The organism is Microvirgula curvata (assembly GCF_054781615.1).
The window spans coordinates 78,789-99,025 of record NZ_BAAGUB010000004.1; the positions used below are offsets into that span (position 1 = coordinate 78,789).

Genomic DNA, 20,237 nt, shown 5'->3' on the forward strand with positions numbered 1-20,237 from the left:
GCAGGAAAAACGCATGCCGGACGTCCCGTCCCTCCCCCTGCTGTCCGGGCACCCGCTGTTTCGCAGCCAGCCGGCCACCGTGCTCGATGCACTGGCCCTCGGCGCGTCGGTGCGGCGGGTGGCGGCGGGCGGACAGCTGTTTCGCGAGGGGGACCCGGCCGGTCATTACTATCTGGTCATCAGCGGCAGCGTCGAGATGCTGCGCTATGGCCAGGATGGCGAAGAGCGGGTATTCCGCCTGTACGAGCGCGGCCAGCTGGTCGCCATCGCGGCAATGTTCATGGCCCATGCGCGCTATCCGATGAATGCGCGCGCACGCACCGACCTGGCCGTCCACCGGCTGTCGCGCGCCGCGCTGCACCAGGTCTGCGCGGCCCATCCTGATATCGCCATGCGCCTGCTCGAGGTCGTCAGCCAGCAGCTGTACCAGCATGTGAACCAGGTGGACTGGCTGACCGGCAGCTCGGCATCGCAGCGGCTGGCGGCCTACCTGCTCGGCCTGCCGCGCACGGCGGACAGTACCGCGGTCCAGCTGCCGCTGAGCCAGCGCCAGCTGGCCGCCCATCTCGGCGTTCGCGCCGAAACCCTGAGCCGGCTGCTGTCCGAATGGACCCAGCGCGGTCTGGTTCGCGGACGGCAACGCACCTGGGCGCTGTGCGACATCGTGCCGCTGCAGCGGCTTGCAAGTGCATCGTCGCGCCCCTTCTGAACGAACCACCGGTCAGGCAATGCAGCCTGCTAAGACGCGTTTAAGTCATGACGGATGTAATGGTCGGGCTTTTTCAGACGGTTGACACCGGCCCCGATGGTGAAACCGGCCAACCGTCTGGCCCGCTGAATGCCGAACCTGGAGTTGCCGTCATGCGTCGCATCCTGATCTGTATGCCGCTGCTGTTGGCCGGCGCCGCCGTACACGCCGCGCCGCCCACGCCGTCCCCCTGCACTGATGCCCCTCGCGCCCAGTGGCTGAGTGATGAACAGTTGCTCAGCGAGGTCAAGCGCATGGGCTACAAGCTCAAGCGCTACGAACAGGAGCGCCAGTGCGTCGAAGTCGAGGGCTGGGACCGTAATGGCCAGCGCGTCGCACTGCGTGTCGACCCGGCCACCGCCCGCATCGTGCAGACTACGTTCAAGTAGCGCCTCACCCCCTCTTTTCCCCGGGTCGGTCATCAACCGGCCTTTTTTATTTTTTGCCGGCTGCGACCGCGTTACCATTCCGCCGGAACCCTTATCGGAGTCAAGGTCATGAGAGTGCTGCTGGTTGAAGACGATCCCCTGCTCGGCGACGGGCTGGAAGCCGGTTTGCGCCAATCCGGTTTCAATGTCGACTGGATGAAGGACGGTGCCGCCGCCCGCGCCGCCATGGCCGCCGCGCCGTATGATGCCGTGGTGCTGGATCTGGGCCTGCCGCGCGTGTCCGGGCTGGACGTGCTGTCCGACTGGCGCCGCCAGCAGGTGATGACGCCGGTGCTGATCCTGACCGCGCGCGATGCGGTCGAGGACCGCATCAAGGGCCTCGACGCCGGCGCCGACGACTATCTGGTCAAGCCGTTTGCCCTCGGCGAGCTGGTGGCCCGGCTGCGCGCGCTGATCCGCCGCTCGCACGGCCGCGCCAATCCGGTGTTCGAGCACGGGACGCTGATCCTCGACCCGAATGCGCGCACCGTCAGCCAGGACGGCCGGGCGGTCGAGCTGACCGCCAAGGAATTCCAGCTGCTGGAACTGTTCCTTGAAAACAAGAACCGCGTACTGCCGCGCGCGCTGCTCGAAGAAAAGCTGTACGGCTGGGCCCAGGAACTGGACAGCAATGCGCTGGAGGTCCACGTCCACCACCTGCGCAAGAAACTCGGCAGCCAGCTGATCCGTACCGTGCGCGGGGTCGGCTACCAGTTGGGCGAGGCATGAAGGTCGGCAGGCTGCGCGGCGTCCCGTCGCTGAAGCGACGGCTGCTGACGGCATTCCTGATCCTGCTGCCTGCGGCGTGGATGGTCAGCGCCGTCATCAACTACCGTGCCGCCTCGCTGGCGGTCAACGAACTGTTCGATACCGAGCAGGCGTTCTTCGCCCAGATCCTGGCCTCGGTCAATCTCGAGGCCCGCGCCCAGGGCTACAAGATCCGCCCGACGCTGCCGCGCACGCTGCACGAACTGTTCGATGACGGCGACGAAGAGGAAATGGACGCCGATATCGCCTTTCAGCTGCGCAACGGCGCCGGCGAAATCATCATCGCCGACATCAACCAGACCGAACTGCCGTTCAGCCGCGACTACAAGGGCTTTTACAACGTCCGCATCGACAACCGCGAATGGCGGCTGTTCTACCTGCACGACCGGAACAACGACGCGTTCGCCCTGGTCGGCCAGCGCATGAAAACCCGCAACAAGCTGGTCAGCCGGCTGGTGCTCGGCCAGATGATGCCGTGGCTGATGGCATTGCCGGCGCTGCTGGTGCTGATGTGGTGGGGGGTGCGCCGCAGCCTGCGCCCGGTCGACCGGCTGGCGCGCGACGTGCGCGAGCGCGCCCCGGACAATCTGGCGCCGATCGCCGCACCGGTGCCGGCCGAAGTCGGTCCGCTGGTGGTCGCACTGAACCGGCTGTTCGCGCGACTGGAAACCACGCTCGCCAACGAGCGCCGCTTTACCGCCGATGCCGCACACGAGTTGCGCACGCCGCTGGCCGCGCTGCGCGTACAGCTGGAAGTGGCGATGATGGCCGGTGACGACGCGTCGCGCCGGCGCGCGCTGGCCAAGGTCATGAGCGGCATCGATCGCGCCACGCGGCTGATAGAGCAACTGCTGACACTGGCCCGGCTCGACCACCTGGCCGCGGCCGATCGACGTCCGGCCGACCTGGCACTGTGCGCACGACGCGCGGTCGTGCTGTGCGCCGACGCCGCCGATACCCGCGCCATCACGCTGACGGCACCGGCCGAGGGCGTGATCTGGCCACTGGCCGGCGACGAAGGCATGCTGGAAATCCTGCTGCGCAACCTGATCGACAACGCCATCCGCTACACCCCGCCGGGCGGCGAGGTATGGGTCGAGTGCGACGCGGCCGCGCTGTCGGTCTGCGACAACGGCCCCGGCGTCGCGCCGGAATGGCTGGAACGGGTCAAGGAGCGCTTCTCGCGACCGGAAGGCCAGCAGGCCAGCGGCAGCGGGCTCGGCCTGTCGATCGCCGAGCGCATCGCCGAGCTGCACGGGCTGAAGCTGACGCTGGACAACCGCCCCGGCGGCGGCTTCATCGCCAGACTGAGCCGGGTCGGCTAGCCATCAAGCAGCGACGGCATCATCACCGTCCGCAGCAGGATCTGCCCGTCGCCCTGGCGCTGGCGGCGGGCGAACCACCATGCCGCGCCCTTCTTGATCGTCAGCATGGTCGGCGTGCCGGTCAGCAGCTGCGAGGCTACCTGGCCAATCCACGGCTGATGGCCGACCACCACCAGTGACTCGCCGCATTCCGGCCAGTCGATGGCCGACAGCACGCGTTCCCACGGCTGGTCCGGATTCAGTTCCGGCAGCACTTGCGCATGCTTGCCCAGGTGCGCGGCCGTCTGCTGCGAGCGGCGCGCCTCGCTGACAAAAATCCGTACCCGGTCCGGCAGGCGCGGCCGCAGCCACTCCGCCATCGATGCCGCCTGCACCTGTCCGCGGCGCGTCAGCGCCCGGTTCAGGTCCGGACTGCCGTCTTCGGCTTCGGCATGTCGCCACAGCACCAGTTCGATCATGGTCGTATCCTTGTTGCAAATCCGGGCCTCCATTGTCGCAGACTGTCGCCTGCAGGCAAAAAATCGCCGCCAATACCGATCCGGGGCGAGGTATTTGGCATAATGCAGGGATGACTTCGCTTCCCGACTGGCAGTCCGCCGTTCCGGCCGACTGCGCCTATCCGGACTGGCTCAGCGAGCAGGGCTCGCTGACCGCCCGCCTGCTCGCCACTGGCCATGCATTCGCTGTCGAACTGCAGGCACTGGAGGCCACCGTTCCGCGCGCCGACGAGGCGGCCTGTCTGGGCATCGCCAGCGACAGCGTCGTGCTGGTGCGCCAGGTCCGGCTGACGCTGGATGGCGTGGCGGTGATTGCCGCCCGCAGCCTGTCGGCGGATGACGGCTGGCGTGCCGTGCTGGACCGCGGCGGCCGCTCGCTCGGCTATTCGCTGTTCGGCGACGACAACGACATTCTTCGCGGCCCGCTCGAATACGCGACCCTGTCCGCCGGCCAGGCGTTGCACCCCGGCGATGGGCCGTCACTGTTTGCACGTCGTTCGACCTTTGCCCGCCACGGCGGGCGGCTGCTGGTGCAGGAGGTTTTCCTGCCCGCCCTGACCGGGTTCCTGCCATGAATCGCGAACGCCTGATTACTTACAGCCAGTTGATGCGGATCGACAAGCCGATCGGCACCTTCCTGCTGCTGTGGCCGACGTGGTGGGCATTGTGGATCGCCTCTGGCGGCGTGCCGCCGCTGCCGGTGCTGGCGATCTTCACCCTCGGCACCTTTCTGATGCGCTCGGCCGGCTGCGTGGTCAACGACTATGCCGACCGCGATTTCGACGGCGCCGTCGACCGGACCCGCCAGCGCCCGTTTCCGCGTGGCGCGGTCAGCAAGAAGGAAGCCCTGCTGCTGGCCGCCGGTCTGGCGCTGCTGGCCGGGCTGCTGATCCTGCCGCTGAACCACCTGACCTGGGCCATGAGTCTGCCGGCACTGTTCCTTGCCGTCAGCTACCCGTTCACCAAGCGCTTCTTCGCCGTGCCGCAAGCCTATCTCGGCCTGGCATTCGGCTTCGGCATCCCGATGGCCTTCGCCGCGATCCAGGACACCATTCCGCTGGTCGCCTGGTGGATGTTCGTCGCCAATGCCTTCTGGACCGTGGCCTACGACACCTGCTATGCCATCACCGACCGCCCGGACGACCTGAAGATCGGCATCAAGACCTCGGCCATTACCTTCGGCCGGCACGATGTGCTCGCCGTCGGCATCTGCCATGCGACCTTCCTGCTGCTGATGGCACTGCTGGGGCCGCAGCTGGGCATGGGCTGGCCGTATCTGGCCGGGCTGGTGGTGGCCGCCGTGCTGATCGGCATCCAGATGGGGCAGATCCGTGGCCGCGACCGCGCGGTGTGCTTCAAGGTATTCCTCGACAACAACCGGGTCGGGCTGGCGATCTTCGTCGGCATCGTCATCGACTATGCGCTGCGCTGACCTGCACCTGCGCGCGGCCGTTGCCGCAGATGCCGCCGCCATTGCCCGCATCCATACCGAGAGCTGGCAGCTGGACTATCGCGACATCCTCAAGCATGCGTATCTGGATGACGAGGCGCCGGCCGAACGGCTGGCGCTGTGGTTGAGCCGGATGGGCGGCGATGCACCGCCACGGGTGCTGCTGGCGGAAAGCGCCGATGGGGTCGTGCTCGGTTTTGTCTGCGTATTTCCCGATGTCGACAGCCGTTTCGGCGCCCTGCTCGACAATCTGCACGTCGCACCGGCCGCCCGTGGCCGCGGCATCGGCCGCCGGCTGCTGGCCGAGGCCTGCCGCGAACTGCGCACGTACGGCCAGTCCGGCGGCATGCACCTGTGGGTCTACGCGGCCAATCGCAGTGCCAGCGGCTTCTTCCGCCGCTATGGCGGCAGCGAGGTCACGCGGGAAACCATCGTCACGCCGGATGGCGGCACCACCATCTCGCTGTGCTATCACTGGCCGAACCTGGACATGCTGGCGGCGGATACCGGCGCGCGCGACAGCGGCAAATAGCCGGCCGCTCAGCGCCGGACCCGCAGCGGCCCCGGCAGGCGGGCGAAATGCTCGGCCAGCGCCGTGATCTCGTCAGCGGTCAGCCCGGTCACCTGCGCCTGCATGATGGCGTTGCGGCGGGCGCCGTGCTGGTAGTCGGCCAGCGCCCGGGCCAGATAGTCGGCATGCTGGCCGGCCAGCGCCGGAAAGTCATCCGACACGCCCCGCCCGTCGGCGCCATGACAGGCCGCGCACTGGGTCCGCGCCCGCTCCTCCACACCGACCGCCCGCGCCGTACCGGACGCCAGCAGCACGGCGATGGCCAGCAGCAGGGCTGCACCTTCTCCGCAACGGGTCATTTTCCGCTCCCGTAGAAAGCCGCCAGATCGGCGATATCCTGGTCGGACAGGCTGCGGGCAATCGCCTGCATGCCCGAGTGGCTGCGTTCGCCGGCACGATATGCATGCAGCGCCGCTTCCAGGTAACGCGCTTTCTGTCCGCCAATCAGCGGCACCGAATACACCGCCGGATAGGCGGTGCGGTAGCCGGGAATGCCGTGACAGCCGGCGCACATGGCGGTCTTGTCGCGTCCGGCGGCCGGATTGCCGGGCGCAGCCAGCGCCGGCAGCGTACAGACGGCGGCGAGCAGCCACCATGAAGGCAGTCGGAGCATGGGCACGGTCCTTTGTCCTGACAGCCATCGCACAGGCGATGACAACCGGTTTATAGCGGCTGTCGCCGCCGGCTGCCATGGCGGAATGAACGCGGGAGACTTACTCCTGGCGTGCCGCCTGACGTGCCCGCCAGGCGGCGACGATGCCGTCGATGCCGGACAGCTCGGTCATCACCTCGCAGCGCGGCCGCGAGCGCAGCCCGCGGCAACCGGCGCCGCCGACCCACAGCTCGACGTCCGGCGGCAGCAATTCCAGCAGCGATGCCGTCGCATCCTGCACGTCGCCGTCATAGGCGCCGGAGAACGACAGCGCGACCACGTCGGCATCGTGCTTGACCGTGGCGTGCGCGGTATCGGTAAACGGCATTTCCGGACCGAAGGCCAGGGTTTCGCAGCCGGCCAGCCGCAGCATCGCCTCGACCATCAGCACGCCGATCACGTGCTGTTCGCCGGGACAGGTGGTCAGGATCACCCGCGGGCGCTCGGCCGGCATCGCCAGCCGCGCCAGTGCCTCGCGCAGCACGCGGTTGATCTGTTCGGTGTACAGATGCTCTTCGTAGACTTCGATTTCGCCGCGCATCCAGGCACTGCCGACCTGCTCGATGGTCTCGCTGAGAAAGTCGCAGACGAACGGACGGGTGCCGAGGGTATCCAGCTGGATGTGCAGATAGTCGCGAACGGCGTAATGGTCGCGTCCGCGCAGCAGGCGGACCATGTCATGGGTCGACGGCGAGGCCTCGCGGCGCGGCTCGTGCACGTCGATCATCCGTTCCAGCGCGTCGCTGTCGAGGTGCATGACCTTGCCCGGCCGGAAGCCGAGGTCCATCAGCCGGCGTACCAGCCGCAGCTTGTCGATCTGTTCGCGCGGATACAGCCGGTCACCCTGGTCGTCACGGGCCGGCTCGGGAAAGCCGTAACGCCGTTCCCACATGCGCAGCAGATCCTTGGCGATGCCGGTCTCGCGCTCGACGGCGCTGATGGGCAGTCCGTGCGGTATCAGGTTCATGGGGTCCATGCCGTAGGCAATGTAGGGGGTGCGCCGATTATGCCATGCGTGATCCGGCCGGCACCGGCCGGATCACGCAATGGCGAACTCAGACGCGCAGCAGCTCGACTTCAAACACCAGCGTGGCATTCGGCGGAATCACGCCGCCGGCGCCACGGGCGCCATAGCCGAGCGAGGCCGGAATGGTCAGCTTGCGCTTGCCGCCGACCTTCATGCCGCTGACGCCTTCGTCCCAGCCCTTGATCACATGGCCGGCGCCAAGCGGAAAGCTGAACGGCTGGGCGCGGTCCACGCTCGAATCGAACTTGGTGCCATCGGTCAGCCAGCCGGTGTAATGCACGGTGACTTCGCGGCCGGCACGGGCCTCGTCGCCGGTACCGACTTCCAGTTCTTCAATCACCAGTCCGCTGTCGGTGGTCGTTGTGCTCATGTGTGTCTCCTCGTGGGGGTCAGATCCGGATGGCGGCGCGGGCGGCGGCAGGATGCCAGAGCCGACGCCGGGGATGCCGATTGTAAGCAGGATGAGGCGCAGGACAAAGCCCGACCGGCGGGACGACCCGACCACCGGGGCTTGCCAGCAGGCGCGCACTGTCTATAACCACAGGACAACACCATAGCGGCAGCCCGCGGCTGCCGGGGAAACGGGTGGGCGCCCTCTGCGCGCTTGCCCTTCCGGGAGAGGGGACGTTCTGCCCCGCTGCGTCAGCCTTCGCACCCGACTCCGCCGCCCGACCGGGATGGCGAACCGCTCACCGCTGCCGAGGAAAGCCGCCATGGACATCACACACGCCCCCGTCACCCGTCCGCCCGCCGTGCGTCATGTCGACGCCGCCGCCCCCCTGTCGTGGCTGCTGCATGCCCTGCTCGACTTTCGCCGCGCACCGGCCGTCAGCCTGTTCTACGGCGCCGCCTTCGTGGTCATGGGCTATCTGATGTTCTTCTATTTCGGCAACCGGCCGGAATACGTGATCACCTGCGCAACCGCCTTCCTGCTGCTGGGCCCGTTCCTGTCGATCGGGCTGTACGACATTGCGCAACGGCTGGAACAGCACGGTGAAGTCCACCTGCTGCCGACGCTGACCGCCTGGCGGGCGAACCTGCCCGGCATCACGCTGTTCGCGGTGATGCTGGCCATGCTGGTTTTCTTCTGGTTCCGGATTTCGCAGCTGATGTTCGCGCTGTTCTATACCGGCGACATCCCGGCGCTGTCCGATATCGTCGCCAATGCGTTCACGGCCGGAAACCTCGGTTTCCTGGTGGTCTATTTCGGACTCGGGCTGATCTTCGCCGCCGTGGCCTTCAGCTTCAGCGTGGTGGCCATCCCGATGATGCTGGATCGCAATGTCGACACCGTGACCGCAATCCTGACCAGCCTGCACGCCACGGCGAAGAACATCCCCGCCATGCTGGTCTGGGCCGGGCTGATCGCGCTGCTGACGGTCATCGGCTTCGCCACCTTTGCGGTGGGGCTGGCGATCCTGATGCCGCTGATCGGGCTGGCCAGCTGGCACGCGTACCGCGCCCTGGTCGAGTGAGGCCCGCGGGGGGCGGATTGCCCGTCCCCCGTCCCCTGCCTACCTGGCCGCCGTATGCAGGGTTTTCATTGCCGAGGCGAAGTCGCCGTCGCGCACCTGCGGCAGCACGTCCAGCGCATGGTTCATGGCAATGTCGATCAGGGTCTGCTCTTCGGCGCGCGGGCGCTTCAGTACGAAGTTGACCACTTCATTGCGATCGCCGGGATGACCGATGCCGAGTCGCAGCCGCCAGAAATCCGGACCGCCGAGTGCCGCGATGATGTCCTTCAGCCCGTTGTGGCCGCCATGGCCACCGCCGAGCTTGAACCGGGCAGCACCGGGCGGCAGGTCGAGTTCGTCATGAACGACCAGGATTTCATCCGGCATGATCTTGAAGAATTTCGCGACCGCAGCCACCGCGCGCCCCGAGGCGTTCATGTAGGTCTGCGGCCACAGCAGATGCAGCTCGCCGGCACGCGCATACTGGCCGAAGAACTTGGCTTCGAGGCGCGGCGTGGCCCGTTCCTGGTGTGCAATCTGGTCCAGGAACCAGAAACCGGCGTTATGGCGCGTATCGGCGTAGTCCGGCCCGGGGTTGCCGAGGCCGACGATCAGGCGAATCTGACTCATGGCTCAATGGGATTCTGGGGAGAGTGAATGAAAAAACGGCCCGCTGCAGGCAGCGAGCCGTTTTGTCGTGTACGCGCAGAAACTCAGGCGCGGGCCACGGCCAGGTCGTGACCGCGGCGCAGCGATGCCAGTTCGGCACCTTCCGGCAGCTTCAGGTCCGACAAGTGGATGGCTTCGCCGGCTTGCAGCGTGCTCAGGTCCACCACCAGCGACGACGGCAGGTTGGCCGGCAGGGCCACGACTTGCACTTCGCTGACGATGCGGCTGATCAGCTTGCCACCCAGCTTCACCGCCGGCGAGATGTCGGCGTTGATGAAGGACAGGCGAACCTTGGCGGTCAGCGGCACGTTGGCTTCCACGCGCTGGAAGTCGGCGTGCAGCACTTGTTGCTTGTACGCGTGCTGTTGCACGTCGCGCAGGATGACCTGCTCGGCAGCGCCATCAACGATCATGTTCAGCACCGAGCCGTGGAAATCGTCATCCTTCAGCGCGTAGAACAGGGTGTTGTGGTCGAGCGAGATGGCCTTGGCTTCGCCATTGCCATAGATCACGCCCGGAACCTGACCAGCGCGACGCAGGCGGCGGCTCGCACCAGACCCCTGATCGTCACGCTTTTGAGCGATAACTTCGATAGTCATTGTGATACTCCAGTTGGGACACCGGCCGCGACCAGCCGGCGTTGTGACGGGCGCTTGTGCGCCCGGAAATCAATCCATGAACAGATAGCTCACCGATTCTTCGTTATTGATGCGGCGCAGCGTCTCGCCAAGCAGACCGGCGATGGACACCACGCGGATGTTCGAGCAGGCCAGCGCTTCTTCGGACAGCGGGATGGTATCGGTCACGACCACCTGGTCGATCTCGGAAGTCTTGATCCGCTCGACCGCCTGACCCGAGAACACCGGGTGGGTCGCATAGGCCAGCACGCGGGCAGCACCCTTGACCTTCAGCGCGGCGGCCGCCTTGCACAGGGTGTTGGCAGTATCGATCATGTCGTCGACGATCAGACAGGTCCGGCCCTGGATGTCACCGATGATGTTCATCACTTCGGCCACGTTGGCCTTCGGACGACGCTTGTCGATGATCGCCAGGTCGGCATGCAGCGCCTTGGCCATGGCACGGGCACGCACCACACCGCCGATGTCCGGGCTGACCACGGTCAGGTTCTCGATGCTCTGCGACTGGATGTCCTTCAGCAGCACCGGCGTGGCGTAGATGTTGTCCACCGGAATGTCGAAGAAGCCCTGGATCTGGTCGGCATGCAGGTCGACGGTCAGGATGCGGTCGATACCGGCCGACGTCAGCATGTTCGCCACCAGCTTGGCGGTGATCGGCACGCGGGCCGAACGCGGACGGCGGTCCTGGCGGGCGTAGCCGAAGTACGGGATGGCTGCCGTGATCCGGCCGGCCGACGCGCGCTTCAGCGCATCGACGGTGGTCAGGATTTCCATCAGGTTGTCATTGGTCGGCGCACACGTCGACTGCAGCACGAACACATCGCGTCCACGGACATTTTCCAGCAGCTCGATGGCGACTTCGCCATCGCTGAAGCGGCCCACGTCGGCGCGGCCGAGGGTGATGTCCAGGTGTTTGACGACACTGTGTGCGAGTTCTGGGTTGGCGGTCCCGGTAAAGACCATCAAGCTGTCGTAAGCGGCCATGTGTATTCCGATTCAAGACAAACAAAAAGCGTGTAAGTCCGATTTAACTTACACGCTTGCGTTATGCTTTTATTCGCACTTTTCGTATTGGATTGGCTGGGGAGGTAGGGATCGAACCTACGAATGTCGGAATCAAAATCCGATGCCTTACCACTTGGCGACTCCCCAGTATAACCGTCAATCCGTCTCGTACAGCGGATGATCCTGCAGTCCCTTGACCACGAATCCCCGATATTCGTCCGACACGGATCGGTAAACTGTATTTGCTTGCTGCTCCGTTTCGCATTCCAGAAAAACGCAACTTCCGGAACCCGTCATCAACGCCGGACCAAACTCACTCAGTCGTTGATGGCACTTTGCAACCTGCGGAAACTCTTGGAAAACAACGCTTTGCATGTCGTTCCTGCGTCGCGTCACATCCGAGAGGCTTCGCATTATGGAGATGGTCGAATTGCGTGTCAACAGCTCCGACGCGAAAATTTTCGCAGTCGGCACATGCGCGTCCGGATGCAGCACCACATACCAGGCGTCCGGCACGACACAAGTCGTTAATTCTTCACCGATTCCGCTCGCGAACGCCGGGCGTCCATAAATGAAAACCGGCACATCGGCGCCAAGGGTCAAACCGAGCATTTGCAGCGCGGTTCTGGACAACCCGCAGCCCCACAGCCGATTCAATGCCAGCAAAACCGTAGCCGCATCCGAGCTGCCGCCGCCCAGACCGCCGCCCATCGGGATGCGCTTGTCGATCCGGATCGAGGCGCCCAGTCGCGTGCCGCTGGCCGCCTGCAGCGCCCGGGCGGCGCGCACGGTCAGGTCCAGGGCCGGGTCGACGCCGGGCGTCGGCGTGTCCAGCACGATGGCGCCATCGTCACGCACGGCCAGTTCGATGGTGTCGCACAGGTCGATAAAGCGGAACACTGTCTCCAGCAGGTGATAGCCGTCGGCGCGGCGGCCGACGACATGCAGTGACAGATTGAGTTTGGCGGGAGCGGGAAAGGCGTGAAACGTCATGCGATCGGACCGGGAAAGACAGGAAGGGACGGCGCGGCTTATTGCCAGCCGTTGATGGCGAACCTGATTTCCAGGTCGCTGCCGCGGGTCAGCGTGACGCGGGTCGGGCGCGGACCGGCCGGGGTGTCGACCGGACTCTCGGCGACGATGCGCCAGCCGTCCTGGACAAAGCCGGCCCCGTCCTGCTGCCAGGCGCCGGGGGCCGGACGGCCGAGGATCCACCAGCCGAGGTTGTCGAGCGGCAGCGGCCAGCCCAGTTCGGCCTCGGTCAGTTGCTCGGTGTCGGCCGCGCAGCGTTCGCGCTGGTGGGCCACCAGGCATACGGCATCACGCTGGCGGTTCAGTGTGGCGACGATCTGGCCCAGCGGCGACATGACCGCGACGTCATCGACGCCGGCGACCCGTTTCCAGTCGAAATTGCCGTAGTGCCCCTTGCCGGTCGCCTTGACCGCCAGACGGCCGTCGATGCGGAAGTCGGGGGCCTCGGCCTGATGACCGGCATCGACCGGCGCCATCGGCCGCAGCTGCGCACAGGCGGCCATCAGCACGACCGGCAGCAGCGCCAGCAGCCGATGCCAGCGGCTCATGGCTGCACCTTCAGCCGCTTGACCGTCTCGGCCAGCACGTCGCTGTCCGGGTGCAGGGTCAGCATGTTGGCGGCCAGCGCGCGCGCGTCAGCGACCTTGCCCTGTTTGACCAGCACTTCGATCATGTGGGCGGCGATCTCGCCATCCGGCAGTGCCGCATACGCGCGCTGCAGCCAGTCGTAGGCTTCGGTCAGCCGGCCCTGCCTGAACAGGACCCAGCCCATGCTGTCCATGACCATCCCGTTGTCGGGGCTGTCGGCCAGCGCCTTTTCGATCAGTTGCCGGGCTTCGGCCAGCTTGATGCCGCGATTGGCCAGCGTGTAGCCGAGTGCGTTCCGGGTCTGCATCGAGTTCGGATCGAGCTTCAGCGCGTGGCGCAGATCGCTTTCGGCCTGGCCCGGGCGACCGAGCTGGTCGGCGAGAATGCCGCGCTCGTACCACAGCTCCAGCGCGGCCGGATACTTGCGCAGCGCCGTGCTCAGGATCGCGTAGGCACGGTCCTGCTGGCCGGCGTCACGCGCCAGCTGGGCGCGCCACAGTTCCAGCCGTGCCGGTTCCTTCAGGTCGGGCCCCAGCTTCTCGATACGGGCCAGTGCGGCGTTCAGCTGGCCGGACTGGGCTTCGAGGCTGGCGATGCGCGCCTGTGCCTGCGGATAGTACGCACCCTGACCGACCTGCTCGTAATAGGCACGGGCCTGCTCGGGGCGTTTCTGTTCGTCCTCCATCTGTCCCAGCGTCAGCAGGATGAAGGCCGGGTCACGATAGCCGGCCGCACTGGCCGCCTTCAGGTGACGCTCGGCATCGTCATAGTCCTTGTGCTCGTAGTCGAGGATGCCGATCGCGTACAGGATGTCGGGGTTGTTCGGGTTGCGCTTGTCCAGCCGGGTGAATTCGGCCCGGGCCTGGTCATATTGCCGGTCAGCCACCAGCAGCCGCGGGTAGGACAGCTGCAGTTCCAGCGGCGACTTCGGCCGGTCGGCCAGCGCCTGTTTCAGGAACGGCGCGGCCAGGGCCGGACGCAGTGCACGCAGCCGCTCGACCCGCCACATGACCGGGATCACCCAGTCCGGCCGCGATGATGCCAGCTGGTGGATCGCCTGATCGGCGACCGCATCGGCACCGACTTCAGTCGCCGAGGCCGACAGCGCAAAGCGCGATTCCGGCAGTGTCGGGAAACGCTGGGCCAGTTCCTGCACGACTTCGTAATTGCCCTGCTTGTCCGCCTGACGCGGGGCAAGTACCGCGATATGGCTGAACAGCGCCGGCGCACGCGACGGCACGCTCAGCAGCGAATCGAACAGCGGCCGCGCCTCGGCCAGCCGGCCGGTGCGGGCCAGCGCCAGTGCCAGCTGCAGCCGCGCCTGCTCGGACTCGGGGTCCAGCGCGCTCCACAGCGACAGCGATGCCAGCGCCATGTTCAGGTTGCCACCGACCAGCGACAGTTCGGCCGCCCGCCGCGCCAGGCGCGGATCGCGGACTTCCTGCGCCAGCTCCAGATAGGTACTGGCCGCGGCGGCGGTCTGGCCGTTCTGCGCCGCGTACTCGCTGGCCAGCAGACCGAACAGCAGGTCCTCGTTCATCTCGACCTTCGGCAGACGCGCTTCTTCCTCGGCACGGGCCTCGTTCTGGGCGGTCAGCAGGTCGGCCTCGGAGCCGCCGGGCGAACCGGTAACGGGTTTGGCGGTACTCGCGCAGGCAGCGAGCAACAGGGTCAGCAAAAGTCCGAGTGCCGGGCGATGAAGGTTCATGAAGTCGTTCTGCCGCAGGAGAAGTGGACAAAGAGGTTGATACTTTTCAGCATAACACGCCGCTCAGCAGCATTCCGTACCGTATCATCGCGCGTTATCGTATTTTGCTGCCGCCTGAATCGATGCCCGAACTCCCCGAAGTCGAAACCGTGCGCGCCGGCCTGACGCCGCACATCACCGGCCGGACCGTCACCGACGTCACTATTCGCGATCCGCGCCTGCGCTGGCCGATCGATCCTGCCCTGCCCGCCCACCTGACCGGCCTGACGGTACGCAGCGTGTCGCGCCGTGCCAAATACCTGCTGATCGACTTCGGCCAGGAATGCCGGCTGATCATGCACCTCGGCATGTCCGGCAGCATCCGCATGGTCGAGACCGGCCTGGCGCCGGAAAAACATGACCATCTGGATCTGGTGTTCGGCGCCAGCACGCTGCGTTTTCGCGACCCGCGCCGCTTCGGCGCAGTGCTCTGGCATATCGGTCCGCCCGAACTGCACCCGCTGCTGGCGCGGCTGGGGCCGGAACCGCTGTCGGAGGAGTTCGATGGCGCGCGGCTGTATGCCGCCACCCGCAGCAAGCGCGCAGCCATCAAGACCGTGCTGATGGACAACCATGTAGTGGTCGGCGTCGGCAATATCTATGCGAACGAGGCGCTGTTCGCCGCCCGCATCGATCCGCGCCGCGCCGCAAACAGCCTGGATGCCGATGCCTGCGCGCGGCTGGTCGCGGAAGTGCGTGAAGTGCTGACCCGTGCCATTGCCGCCGGCGGCAGCACGCTGCGCGACTTTACCGACGCCATCGGCAAGCCCGGCTACTTCCAGCAGACCTATGCGGTCTACGGCCGCGACGGCTGGCCATGCCCGGTCTGCGGCGGTCCGGTCGCCAGCGTGCGCATCGGCCAGCGCTCCAGCTTTTACTGCCCGCACTGCCAGTGCTGATGCGCTTTGCGTCCATCAGGGTTTTTTGAGATCGTAGCCAATTGCAGGTATTTTCAGCGTCATGAACAACCGTCTTCCCCTGCCCGGCCGCCTGTGGCGCGTCGCCCGCCTGCTCGGCCACCTGATGGCCGGCCTCGGCCTGGTTTCCTTCCGCTACGGCAAACTGAATCGCGCCGGCCGCGCTCACGCCGGCCGCGACTGGTCGCGGCGCCTGCTGCGGCTGACCGGTGTCGAGATCCGCGTCATCGGCAACCAGCCGGAGCTGATTCCGGCCAATACGCTGCTGGTCGCCAACCACGTGTCGTGGCTGGACATCTTCGCCATGTGCAGCGTGTCGATGTCACGCTTTGTCGCCAAGAGCGAGATTCGCCGCTGGCCGGTGCTCGGCTGGCTGGTGACCCGTGCCGGCACGCTGTATATCGAACGTGGTTCGCGGCGCGATGCGATGCGCGTCAACGACATGCTGGCCAATGCCATGCTCAGCGGGGACGCGATGGCGGTCTTCCCCGAAGGCACCACCACCGACGGTGCCCGGCTGCTGCCATTCAAGGCGTCACTGTTCGAGTCGGCGCTGCGCGCCGGCAGCGTGGTGCAACCGGTTGCCATCCGCTATCTGAACGCCAGTGGCGAGCTGTCGACGGCCGCGCCGTACATCGACCAGATCCACTTTCTCGGCTCGGTCTGGCGGCTGCTCAGCGAACGCCAGACCATTGTCGAACTGACCTTCCCCACGCCGTACCATGCCGTCAACCAGAGTCGCCACCAGCTGGCGCTGACCGCCTACGCCCGTATCGCCGGCGCGCTCAGGCTGCCTGCTGGACAGGACGAAACGTGGGACATGGCAGCTGAAACGCCTGCCGATCAGACAGCCTGACCGCCGTCAGGCTGCCGCCCCACAGGCAGCCGGTATCGATGGCCAGCACACGGTCGTCCAGCCGCAGTCCCAGTGCCGACCAGTGGCCGAAGATCAGCGGCGTATCGCTCCAGCGCGGGTTCGGCGCATCGAACCAGGCGATCAGGCTGGCCGGTGCATCGGCCAGTTCGCCCTTGAAGGCCAGATCCAGTTCGCCGTCGCGGGTGATCAGCCGCATGCGCGTCATCACGTTGACGATCATCCGCAGCCGGTCGATGCCTTTCAGGTCGTCGCTCCAGCGAACCGGCTTGTTGCCGTACATGCGGCTGAAAAAGGCCCGGTAGTTCGGCCCGGACAGTTCGGCTTCCACTTCTTCAGCCAGACGCAGGGCCTTGCGGATGCTCCATGACGGCAGCAGCCCGGCGTGGACCATCGCATAGCCTTCGCCCGCGATCATCAGCGGCTGCATGCGCAGCCAGTCGAGCAGAATCTTGCCGTCGGCGGCATCCAGGATGTCGAGCAGCGTATCGTCCGGCTTGACCCGGCCAAAGCCTTCCGACACTGCCAGCAGGTGCAGGTCATGATTGCCGAGCACCATGCTGAGGCTGTCCTGGTACTTGAATGCCCAGCGCAGCATGCCGAGCGAATCCGGCCCGCGGTTGACCAGATCGCCGGTCAGCCACAGGTGGTCGCGTGACGGGGAGAAGTCGATCAGGCGGAGCAGTTGTTCGAATTGACGGAAGCAGCCCTGAATGTCGCCGATCGCGTAGGTGGCCATGTTTTCTCCAGATATTTGCATCATCAGGCCGGCGCCGGTCCTGCTGGCGCCTTTCGTGCCCGGCCCGTACCAGTGGTCTGCCTGGCGGGTCAGGCCGATCTTACCTGATAGAATACGACGCCTTGTTGACGAACTCAGGAAGCCACAGGCCCGCACGATGTCCATCGCCGATATGAATCCGCCGCAGCGCGCGGCGGTCCGCTACCTTGACGGCCCCCTGCTGGTGCTGGCCGGCGCGGGCAGCGGCAAGACGCGGGTCATCACGCAGAAGATCGCCTATCTGGTTCGCGAAGGCGGAATGTCGGCGCGCAATATCGCCGCCATCACCTTCACCAACAAGGCGGCGCGCGAGATGCTGGAGCGGGTCGGCAAGCTGCTGCCGGCCGACGCGTCGCGCGGACTGACCGTCAGCACCTTCCACTCGCTAGGCCTGCAAATTCTGCGCCAGGAAGCGCCGCGCGTCGGCTACAAGCCGCAGTTTTCGATTCTCGATTCGGCCGATGCCGCAAAGATCATCTCCGATCTGCTCGCCACCACCAGCAAGGACGAGATCCGCCGGGTGCAGAGCCAGATCTCGCGCTGGAAGAACGACCTGCTGGCGCCGGAAAGCGCGCTGGTCGGCGCCGGCAACGAGTTCGAGCGCATTGCCGCCCGCATCTATCTGAACTATCAGGATACGCTGCTCGCCTACCAGGCAATGGACTTCGACGACCTGATCCGACTGCCGGTGCGGCTGTTCGAGACCGACCGCGAAGCGCTGGAAAAATGGCAGGCGAAGCTGCGCTATCTGCTGATCGACGAATACCAGGACACCAATACCTGCCAGTACCTGCTGGTCAAGCTGCTGGCCGGCGTGCGCGGCATGTTTACGGCAGTCGGCGACGACGACCAGTCGATCTACGCCTGGCGCGGCGCCAATGTCGAGAATCTGGCGCAACTGCCGCGCGACTATCCGCGCCTGCACGTGATCAAGCTGGAGCAGAACTACCGTTCGACCGCCCGCATCCTGCGCGCGGCCAACAGCGTGATTTCCAACAATCCGAAGCTGTTCGAGAAGCAGCTGTGGAGCGAACTCGGGCTCGGCGAGCCGCTGCGGGCCGTGCAGTGCCGCGACGACGATGGCGAAGCGCACATGGTCGCCCAGCGGCTGCTGGCGCACAAATTCGAACACCGGACCGATTTCCGCGACTATGCCGTGCTCTACCGCGGCAATCACCAGGCGCGGCTGATCGAGCAGGTATTCCGCGAACACAAGATTCCGTATGCCATTTCCGGCGGCCAGTCGTTCTACGACCGGGCGGAAATCAAGGACGTGCTCGGCTATCTGCGCCTGATCGCCAACCCGGACGACGACCCGGCCTTTATCCGCGCCGTGACCACCCCCAAGCGCGGCATCGGCAATACCACGCTGGAAAAGCTTGGCGCCTATGCCGGCGAGCGCCATGTCTCGCTGTTCACCGCCGCACGCGAGCACGGTCTGCAGGGCCGCATCCAGCCGGCGCAGCTCGAACCGCTGCAGCAGTTCTGCGACTATATCGAACGGATGGGGTTCCGCGCCGTGCGCGAACCGGCCGGTCCGCTGATCCGCGAACTGCTGACGGCCATCCGCTACGAGCAGTGGCTGTATGACAGCGAGGAGCCGCGTCCGGCGGAAAGCAAGTGGAAGAACGTGCAGGAGCTGTGCGGCTGGCTGGAACGCAAGGGCGAGGCCGATGGCAAGAACCTGGTCGAGCTGACCCAGACCATCGCCCTGATCACGCTGCTCGAGGGTCGCGAGGGCGAAGAGGCGCCGGATGCGGTGCGGCTGTCCACGCTGCACGCGTCCAAGGGGCTGGAATACCCGCATGTATACCTGATCGGCTGCGAGGAAGGCATCCTGCCGCATCAGGAATCGATCGACACCGGCATGGTCGAAGAGGAACGCAGATTGATGTATGTCGGCATTACCCGCGCGCAGCGCACGCTGACCCTGAGCCACTGTGTAAAGCGCAAGCGCGCCGGCGAATGGGTGTTCTGCGAACCGTCGCGCTTTATCGGCGAGATCAACGGCGACGATATCCGCTTCTTCGGCAAGCCCGGCCAGCCGCAGCAGGTGACCCGCGACGAGGGCAAGGCCAGGCTGGCCAATCTGCGCGAGATGCTGGCCTCGAAGCGCAAACCGGCGGAGTAATGGCATGATCATCCGTCCGCACAAGTCGTCGCTGCAGTTGCTGTTCGTCTGGCACGGCTCGATTCTCCGCCGCATTCTGCCGCAGCTGGGCATCGTGTTTGTCATTTCGGTGTTCTGCGTGCTGGCCACGCCGTGGTGGGCCCACCTGTTTCCCGGGGAAGTGCTGAACCTGCAGCCGTTCACGCTGATGGGGCTGGCGCTGGCAATCTTTCTCGGCTTCCGCAACAGCGTCAGCTACAACCGGTTCTGGGAAGCGCGCCAGCACTGGGGCAGCCTGCTGATCAATGCCCGGTCGCTGACGCGACAGGTGCTGTCGCTGGTGTCGCCGCTGCATGCCGACTGCCGCCGGCACATGGTCAACGGCCAGATCGCCTTTGCCCACTCGCTGCGCCACCAGTTGCGCAACGACGACGCCCAGGCCGACCTGGACCGGCTGCTGCCGGCCGAGGTGGCCGCGCGCATCGGCAGCGCACGCTTCAAGCCGGCCATGCTGCTGCTGTGGCTCGGTGAAACCGCCAGCCAGGCCCACCGGCACGGCTGGATCAGCGACCTGCAACTGCAGTCGATGGACCGCAGCCTGTGCACGCTGTCGGAGGTGGTCGGCGCGTGCGAACGCATTGCCGGCACGCCGATCCCGTATACCTATCACGTGCTGCTGAACCGCACGGTAATGGTCTACTGCCTGCTGCTGCCGATGGCCCTGTCCAGCAGCATCGGCTGGCTGACGCCGCTGATCTCGACCTTTATCGCCTACACCTTCTTCGGTCTGGACGAAATCGGCGAGGAAATCGCCGATCCGTTCGGCGTCCAGCCGAACGACCTGGCGCTCGGTGCGATCTGCCACACCATCGAGACCTCGCTGCGGGAAATGCTCGACGATGGCGACGCCCTGCCGCTGGAGCCCGAGCCGCGCCACTTCGTGCTGCACTGAGGCGCGG

The 20,237-nt window shown here is 66.1% G+C and carries 24 protein-coding genes and 1 tRNA gene; 12 read left to right on the top strand and 13 right to left on the bottom strand.

Annotation, left to right across the window (positions count from 1 at the left end):
• Positions 1-13 precede the first annotated feature (13 nt).
• From ACYVG8_RS02480 to ACYVG8_RS02495, 4 genes are all read left to right on the top strand, one after another.
• Positions 14-709, top strand: a complete 696-nt coding sequence (locus ACYVG8_RS02480) for a Crp/Fnr family transcriptional regulator (protein WP_199905562.1) — start codon at positions 14-16, stop codon at positions 707-709.
• Positions 710-861: 152 nt separating this feature from the next.
• Positions 862-1,137 carry a PepSY domain-containing protein gene (locus tag ACYVG8_RS02485; RefSeq protein ID WP_028499570.1) on the top strand — a complete coding sequence of 92 codons (276 nt, stop codon included), beginning with the start codon at positions 862-864 and terminating at the stop codon, positions 1,135-1,137.
• Between the two features lie 108 nt (positions 1,138-1,245).
• Positions 1,246-1,905 (top strand): response regulator, encoded by a 660-nt coding sequence (locus ACYVG8_RS02490; protein WP_028499571.1) that lies wholly within the window; start codon positions 1,246-1,248, stop codon positions 1,903-1,905.
• Positions 1,902-3,269: an ATP-binding protein gene (locus tag ACYVG8_RS02495; RefSeq protein ID WP_051528909.1), complete on the top strand. Its 1,368-nt coding sequence runs from the start codon at positions 1,902-1,904 to the stop codon at positions 3,267-3,269. The genes ACYVG8_RS02490 and ACYVG8_RS02495 overlap by 4 nt, the downstream gene beginning before the upstream one ends.
• Here ACYVG8_RS02495 and ACYVG8_RS02500 read toward each other — a convergent pair.
• The gene (locus ACYVG8_RS02500) at positions 3,266-3,727 is read right to left on the bottom strand and encodes a SixA phosphatase family protein (protein ID WP_234413023.1); all 462 of its coding nucleotides are present in this window, start codon (positions 3,725-3,727) and stop codon (positions 3,266-3,268) included. The two genes, ACYVG8_RS02495 and ACYVG8_RS02500, sit on opposite strands and share 4 nt — an antisense overlap.
• 110 nt (positions 3,728-3,837) lie before the next feature.
• On the opposite strand from ACYVG8_RS02500, the gene ACYVG8_RS02505 reads away from it, so the two are divergent.
• The 3 genes from ACYVG8_RS02505 to ACYVG8_RS02515 are packed head-to-tail and all read left to right on the top strand — an operon-like array spanning position 3,838 to position 5,748.
• Positions 3,838-4,341 carry a chorismate--pyruvate lyase family protein gene (locus ACYVG8_RS02505; protein ID WP_028499574.1) on the top strand — a complete coding sequence of 168 codons (504 nt, stop codon included), beginning with the start codon at positions 3,838-3,840 and terminating at the stop codon, positions 4,339-4,341.
• Positions 4,338-5,198: a 4-hydroxybenzoate octaprenyltransferase gene (ubiA, locus tag ACYVG8_RS02510; protein WP_028499575.1), complete on the top strand. Its 861-nt coding sequence runs from the start codon at positions 4,338-4,340 to the stop codon at positions 5,196-5,198. Before ACYVG8_RS02505 ends, ubiA begins: the two co-directional genes overlap by 4 nt.
• Positions 5,185-5,748 (top strand): GNAT family N-acetyltransferase, encoded by a 564-nt coding sequence (locus tag ACYVG8_RS02515; RefSeq protein ID WP_107889248.1) that lies wholly within the window; start codon positions 5,185-5,187, stop codon positions 5,746-5,748. The genes ubiA and ACYVG8_RS02515 overlap by 14 nt, the downstream gene beginning before the upstream one ends.
• Before the next feature lie 8 nt (positions 5,749-5,756).
• Here the strand turns inward: ACYVG8_RS02515 and ACYVG8_RS02520 are convergent, their stop codons facing one another.
• The 4 genes from ACYVG8_RS02520 to ACYVG8_RS02535 all read right to left on the bottom strand — a co-directional run bounded on the left by ACYVG8_RS02520 (position 5,757) and on the right by ACYVG8_RS02535 (position 7,836).
• A complete protein-coding gene (locus ACYVG8_RS02520; protein WP_028499576.1) occupies positions 5,757-6,086 on the bottom strand; it encodes a c-type cytochrome in 330 nt (109 codons plus the stop codon).
• A complete protein-coding gene (locus ACYVG8_RS02525; protein ID WP_028499577.1) occupies positions 6,083-6,400 on the bottom strand; it encodes a c-type cytochrome in 318 nt (105 codons plus the stop codon). Before ACYVG8_RS02525 ends, ACYVG8_RS02520 begins: the two co-directional genes overlap by 4 nt.
• Positions 6,401-6,500: 100 nt before the next feature.
• A complete protein-coding gene (locus tag ACYVG8_RS02530; RefSeq protein WP_199905561.1) occupies positions 6,501-7,406 on the bottom strand; it encodes a MerR family transcriptional regulator in 906 nt (301 codons plus the stop codon).
• Positions 7,407-7,494: 88 nt separating this feature from the next.
• Positions 7,495-7,836: an FKBP-type peptidyl-prolyl cis-trans isomerase gene (locus tag ACYVG8_RS02535; RefSeq protein WP_028499579.1), complete on the bottom strand. Its 342-nt coding sequence runs from the start codon at positions 7,834-7,836 to the stop codon at positions 7,495-7,497.
• 343 nt (positions 7,837-8,179) lie between these two features.
• Here ACYVG8_RS02535 and ACYVG8_RS02540 point away from each other — a divergent pair, with 343 nt between their 5' ends.
• On the top strand, positions 8,180-8,941 hold the full coding sequence (locus ACYVG8_RS02540; RefSeq protein ID WP_028499580.1) for a DUF2189 domain-containing protein: 762 nt from the start codon (positions 8,180-8,182) through the stop codon (positions 8,939-8,941).
• Between the two features lie 39 nt (positions 8,942-8,980).
• On the opposite strand, the gene pth is transcribed toward ACYVG8_RS02540, so the two are convergent.
• The 7 genes from pth to ACYVG8_RS02575 all read right to left on the bottom strand — a co-directional run bounded on the left by pth (position 8,981) and on the right by ACYVG8_RS02575 (position 14,560).
• Positions 8,981-9,550, bottom strand: coding sequence for an aminoacyl-tRNA hydrolase (pth, locus tag ACYVG8_RS02545; protein ID WP_028499581.1), 570 nt, complete (start codon positions 9,548-9,550; stop codon positions 8,981-8,983).
• 83 nt (positions 9,551-9,633) lie between these two features.
• Positions 9,634-10,188, bottom strand: coding sequence for a 50S ribosomal protein L25/general stress protein Ctc (locus ACYVG8_RS02550; RefSeq protein WP_028499582.1), 555 nt, complete (start codon positions 10,186-10,188; stop codon positions 9,634-9,636).
• 69 nt (positions 10,189-10,257) lie between these two features.
• Positions 10,258-11,211: a ribose-phosphate pyrophosphokinase gene (locus tag ACYVG8_RS02555; protein WP_107889244.1), complete on the bottom strand. Its 954-nt coding sequence runs from the start codon at positions 11,209-11,211 to the stop codon at positions 10,258-10,260.
• A 93-nt stretch (positions 11,212-11,304) separates the two neighbouring features.
• Positions 11,305-11,379, bottom strand: a tRNA-Gln gene (locus tag ACYVG8_RS02560).
• A 9-nt stretch (positions 11,380-11,388) separates the two neighbouring features.
• Positions 11,389-12,225 carry a 4-(cytidine 5'-diphospho)-2-C-methyl-D-erythritol kinase gene (gene ispE / locus ACYVG8_RS02565; protein ID WP_028499584.1) on the bottom strand — a complete coding sequence of 279 codons (837 nt, stop codon included), beginning with the start codon at positions 12,223-12,225 and terminating at the stop codon, positions 11,389-11,391.
• Positions 12,226-12,263: 38 nt separating this feature from the next.
• Positions 12,264-12,812 carry an outer membrane lipoprotein LolB gene (locus ACYVG8_RS02570; RefSeq protein ID WP_028499585.1) on the bottom strand — a complete coding sequence of 183 codons (549 nt, stop codon included), beginning with the start codon at positions 12,810-12,812 and terminating at the stop codon, positions 12,264-12,266.
• Complete coding sequence (locus ACYVG8_RS02575) at positions 12,809-14,560, bottom strand: tetratricopeptide repeat protein (RefSeq protein WP_028499586.1); 1,752 nt, start codon at positions 14,558-14,560, stop codon at positions 12,809-12,811. Before ACYVG8_RS02575 ends, ACYVG8_RS02570 begins: the two co-directional genes overlap by 4 nt.
• Before the next feature lie 122 nt (positions 14,561-14,682).
• Here ACYVG8_RS02575 and mutM point away from each other — a divergent pair, with 122 nt between their 5' ends.
• On the top strand, positions 14,683-15,498 hold the full coding sequence (gene mutM / locus ACYVG8_RS02580) for a bifunctional DNA-formamidopyrimidine glycosylase/DNA-(apurinic or apyrimidinic site) lyase (RefSeq protein WP_028499587.1): 816 nt from the start codon (positions 14,683-14,685) through the stop codon (positions 15,496-15,498).
• 61 nt (positions 15,499-15,559) lie between these two features.
• Positions 15,560-16,372 carry a lysophospholipid acyltransferase family protein gene (locus ACYVG8_RS02585; protein ID WP_028499588.1) on the top strand — a complete coding sequence of 271 codons (813 nt, stop codon included), beginning with the start codon at positions 15,560-15,562 and terminating at the stop codon, positions 16,370-16,372.
• On the opposite strand, the gene ACYVG8_RS02590 is transcribed toward ACYVG8_RS02585, so the two are convergent.
• Complete coding sequence (locus ACYVG8_RS02590; protein WP_028499589.1) at positions 16,302-17,129, bottom strand: symmetrical bis(5'-nucleosyl)-tetraphosphatase; 828 nt, start codon at positions 17,127-17,129, stop codon at positions 16,302-16,304. The genes ACYVG8_RS02585 and ACYVG8_RS02590 overlap by 71 nt on opposite strands.
• Positions 17,130-17,286: 157 nt before the next feature.
• Between ACYVG8_RS02590 and ACYVG8_RS02595 the strand changes: the two genes are divergently transcribed.
• Positions 17,287-19,299, top strand: a complete 2,013-nt coding sequence (locus tag ACYVG8_RS02595; RefSeq protein ID WP_028499590.1) for a UvrD-helicase domain-containing protein — start codon at positions 17,287-17,289, stop codon at positions 19,297-19,299.
• Positions 19,300-19,303: 4 nt separating this feature from the next.
• Complete coding sequence (locus tag ACYVG8_RS02600; protein ID WP_028499591.1) at positions 19,304-20,230, top strand: bestrophin family protein; 927 nt, start codon at positions 19,304-19,306, stop codon at positions 20,228-20,230.
• The last annotated feature ends 7 nt before the right edge of the window (positions 20,231-20,237 follow it).

Coding starts and splice junctions, on each gene's coding strand:
- ACYVG8_RS02480 (WP_199905562.1), top strand. CDS start 14: ATGCCGGACGTCCCGTCCCTCCCCCTGCTGTCCGGGCACCCGCTGTTT.
- ACYVG8_RS02485 (WP_028499570.1), top strand. CDS start 862: ATGCGTCGCATCCTGATCTGTATGCCGCTGCTGTTGGCCGGCGCCGCC.
- ACYVG8_RS02490 (WP_028499571.1), top strand. CDS start 1,246: ATGAGAGTGCTGCTGGTTGAAGACGATCCCCTGCTCGGCGACGGGCTG.
- ACYVG8_RS02495 (WP_051528909.1), top strand. CDS start 1,902: ATGAAGGTCGGCAGGCTGCGCGGCGTCCCGTCGCTGAAGCGACGGCTG.
- ACYVG8_RS02500 (WP_234413023.1), bottom strand. CDS start 3,727: ATGATCGAACTGGTGCTGTGGCGACATGCCGAAGCCGAAGACGGCAGT.
- ACYVG8_RS02505 (WP_028499574.1), top strand. CDS start 3,838: ATGACTTCGCTTCCCGACTGGCAGTCCGCCGTTCCGGCCGACTGCGCC.
- ubiA (WP_028499575.1), top strand. CDS start 4,338: ATGAATCGCGAACGCCTGATTACTTACAGCCAGTTGATGCGGATCGAC.
- ACYVG8_RS02515 (WP_107889248.1), top strand. CDS start 5,185: ATGCGCTGCGCTGACCTGCACCTGCGCGCGGCCGTTGCCGCAGATGCC.
- ACYVG8_RS02520 (WP_028499576.1), bottom strand. CDS start 6,086: ATGACCCGTTGCGGAGAAGGTGCAGCCCTGCTGCTGGCCATCGCCGTG.
- ACYVG8_RS02525 (WP_028499577.1), bottom strand. CDS start 6,400: ATGCTCCGACTGCCTTCATGGTGGCTGCTCGCCGCCGTCTGTACGCTG.
- ACYVG8_RS02530 (WP_199905561.1), bottom strand. CDS start 7,406: ATGAACCTGATACCGCACGGACTGCCCATCAGCGCCGTCGAGCGCGAG.
- ACYVG8_RS02535 (WP_028499579.1), bottom strand. CDS start 7,836: ATGAGCACAACGACCACCGACAGCGGACTGGTGATTGAAGAACTGGAA.
- ACYVG8_RS02540 (WP_028499580.1), top strand. CDS start 8,180: ATGGACATCACACACGCCCCCGTCACCCGTCCGCCCGCCGTGCGTCAT.
- pth (WP_028499581.1), bottom strand. CDS start 9,550: ATGAGTCAGATTCGCCTGATCGTCGGCCTCGGCAACCCCGGGCCGGAC.
- ACYVG8_RS02550 (WP_028499582.1), bottom strand. CDS start 10,188: ATGACTATCGAAGTTATCGCTCAAAAGCGTGACGATCAGGGGTCTGGT.
- ACYVG8_RS02555 (WP_107889244.1), bottom strand. CDS start 11,211: ATGGCCGCTTACGACAGCTTGATGGTCTTTACCGGGACCGCCAACCCA.
- ispE (WP_028499584.1), bottom strand. CDS start 12,225: ATGACGTTTCACGCCTTTCCCGCTCCCGCCAAACTCAATCTGTCACTG.
- ACYVG8_RS02570 (WP_028499585.1), bottom strand. CDS start 12,812: ATGAGCCGCTGGCATCGGCTGCTGGCGCTGCTGCCGGTCGTGCTGATG.
- ACYVG8_RS02575 (WP_028499586.1), bottom strand. CDS start 14,560: ATGAACCTTCATCGCCCGGCACTCGGACTTTTGCTGACCCTGTTGCTC.
- mutM (WP_028499587.1), top strand. CDS start 14,683: ATGCCCGAACTCCCCGAAGTCGAAACCGTGCGCGCCGGCCTGACGCCG.
- ACYVG8_RS02585 (WP_028499588.1), top strand. CDS start 15,560: ATGAACAACCGTCTTCCCCTGCCCGGCCGCCTGTGGCGCGTCGCCCGC.
- ACYVG8_RS02590 (WP_028499589.1), bottom strand. CDS start 17,129: ATGGCCACCTACGCGATCGGCGACATTCAGGGCTGCTTCCGTCAATTC.
- ACYVG8_RS02595 (WP_028499590.1), top strand. CDS start 17,287: ATGTCCATCGCCGATATGAATCCGCCGCAGCGCGCGGCGGTCCGCTAC.
- ACYVG8_RS02600 (WP_028499591.1), top strand. CDS start 19,304: ATGATCATCCGTCCGCACAAGTCGTCGCTGCAGTTGCTGTTCGTCTGG.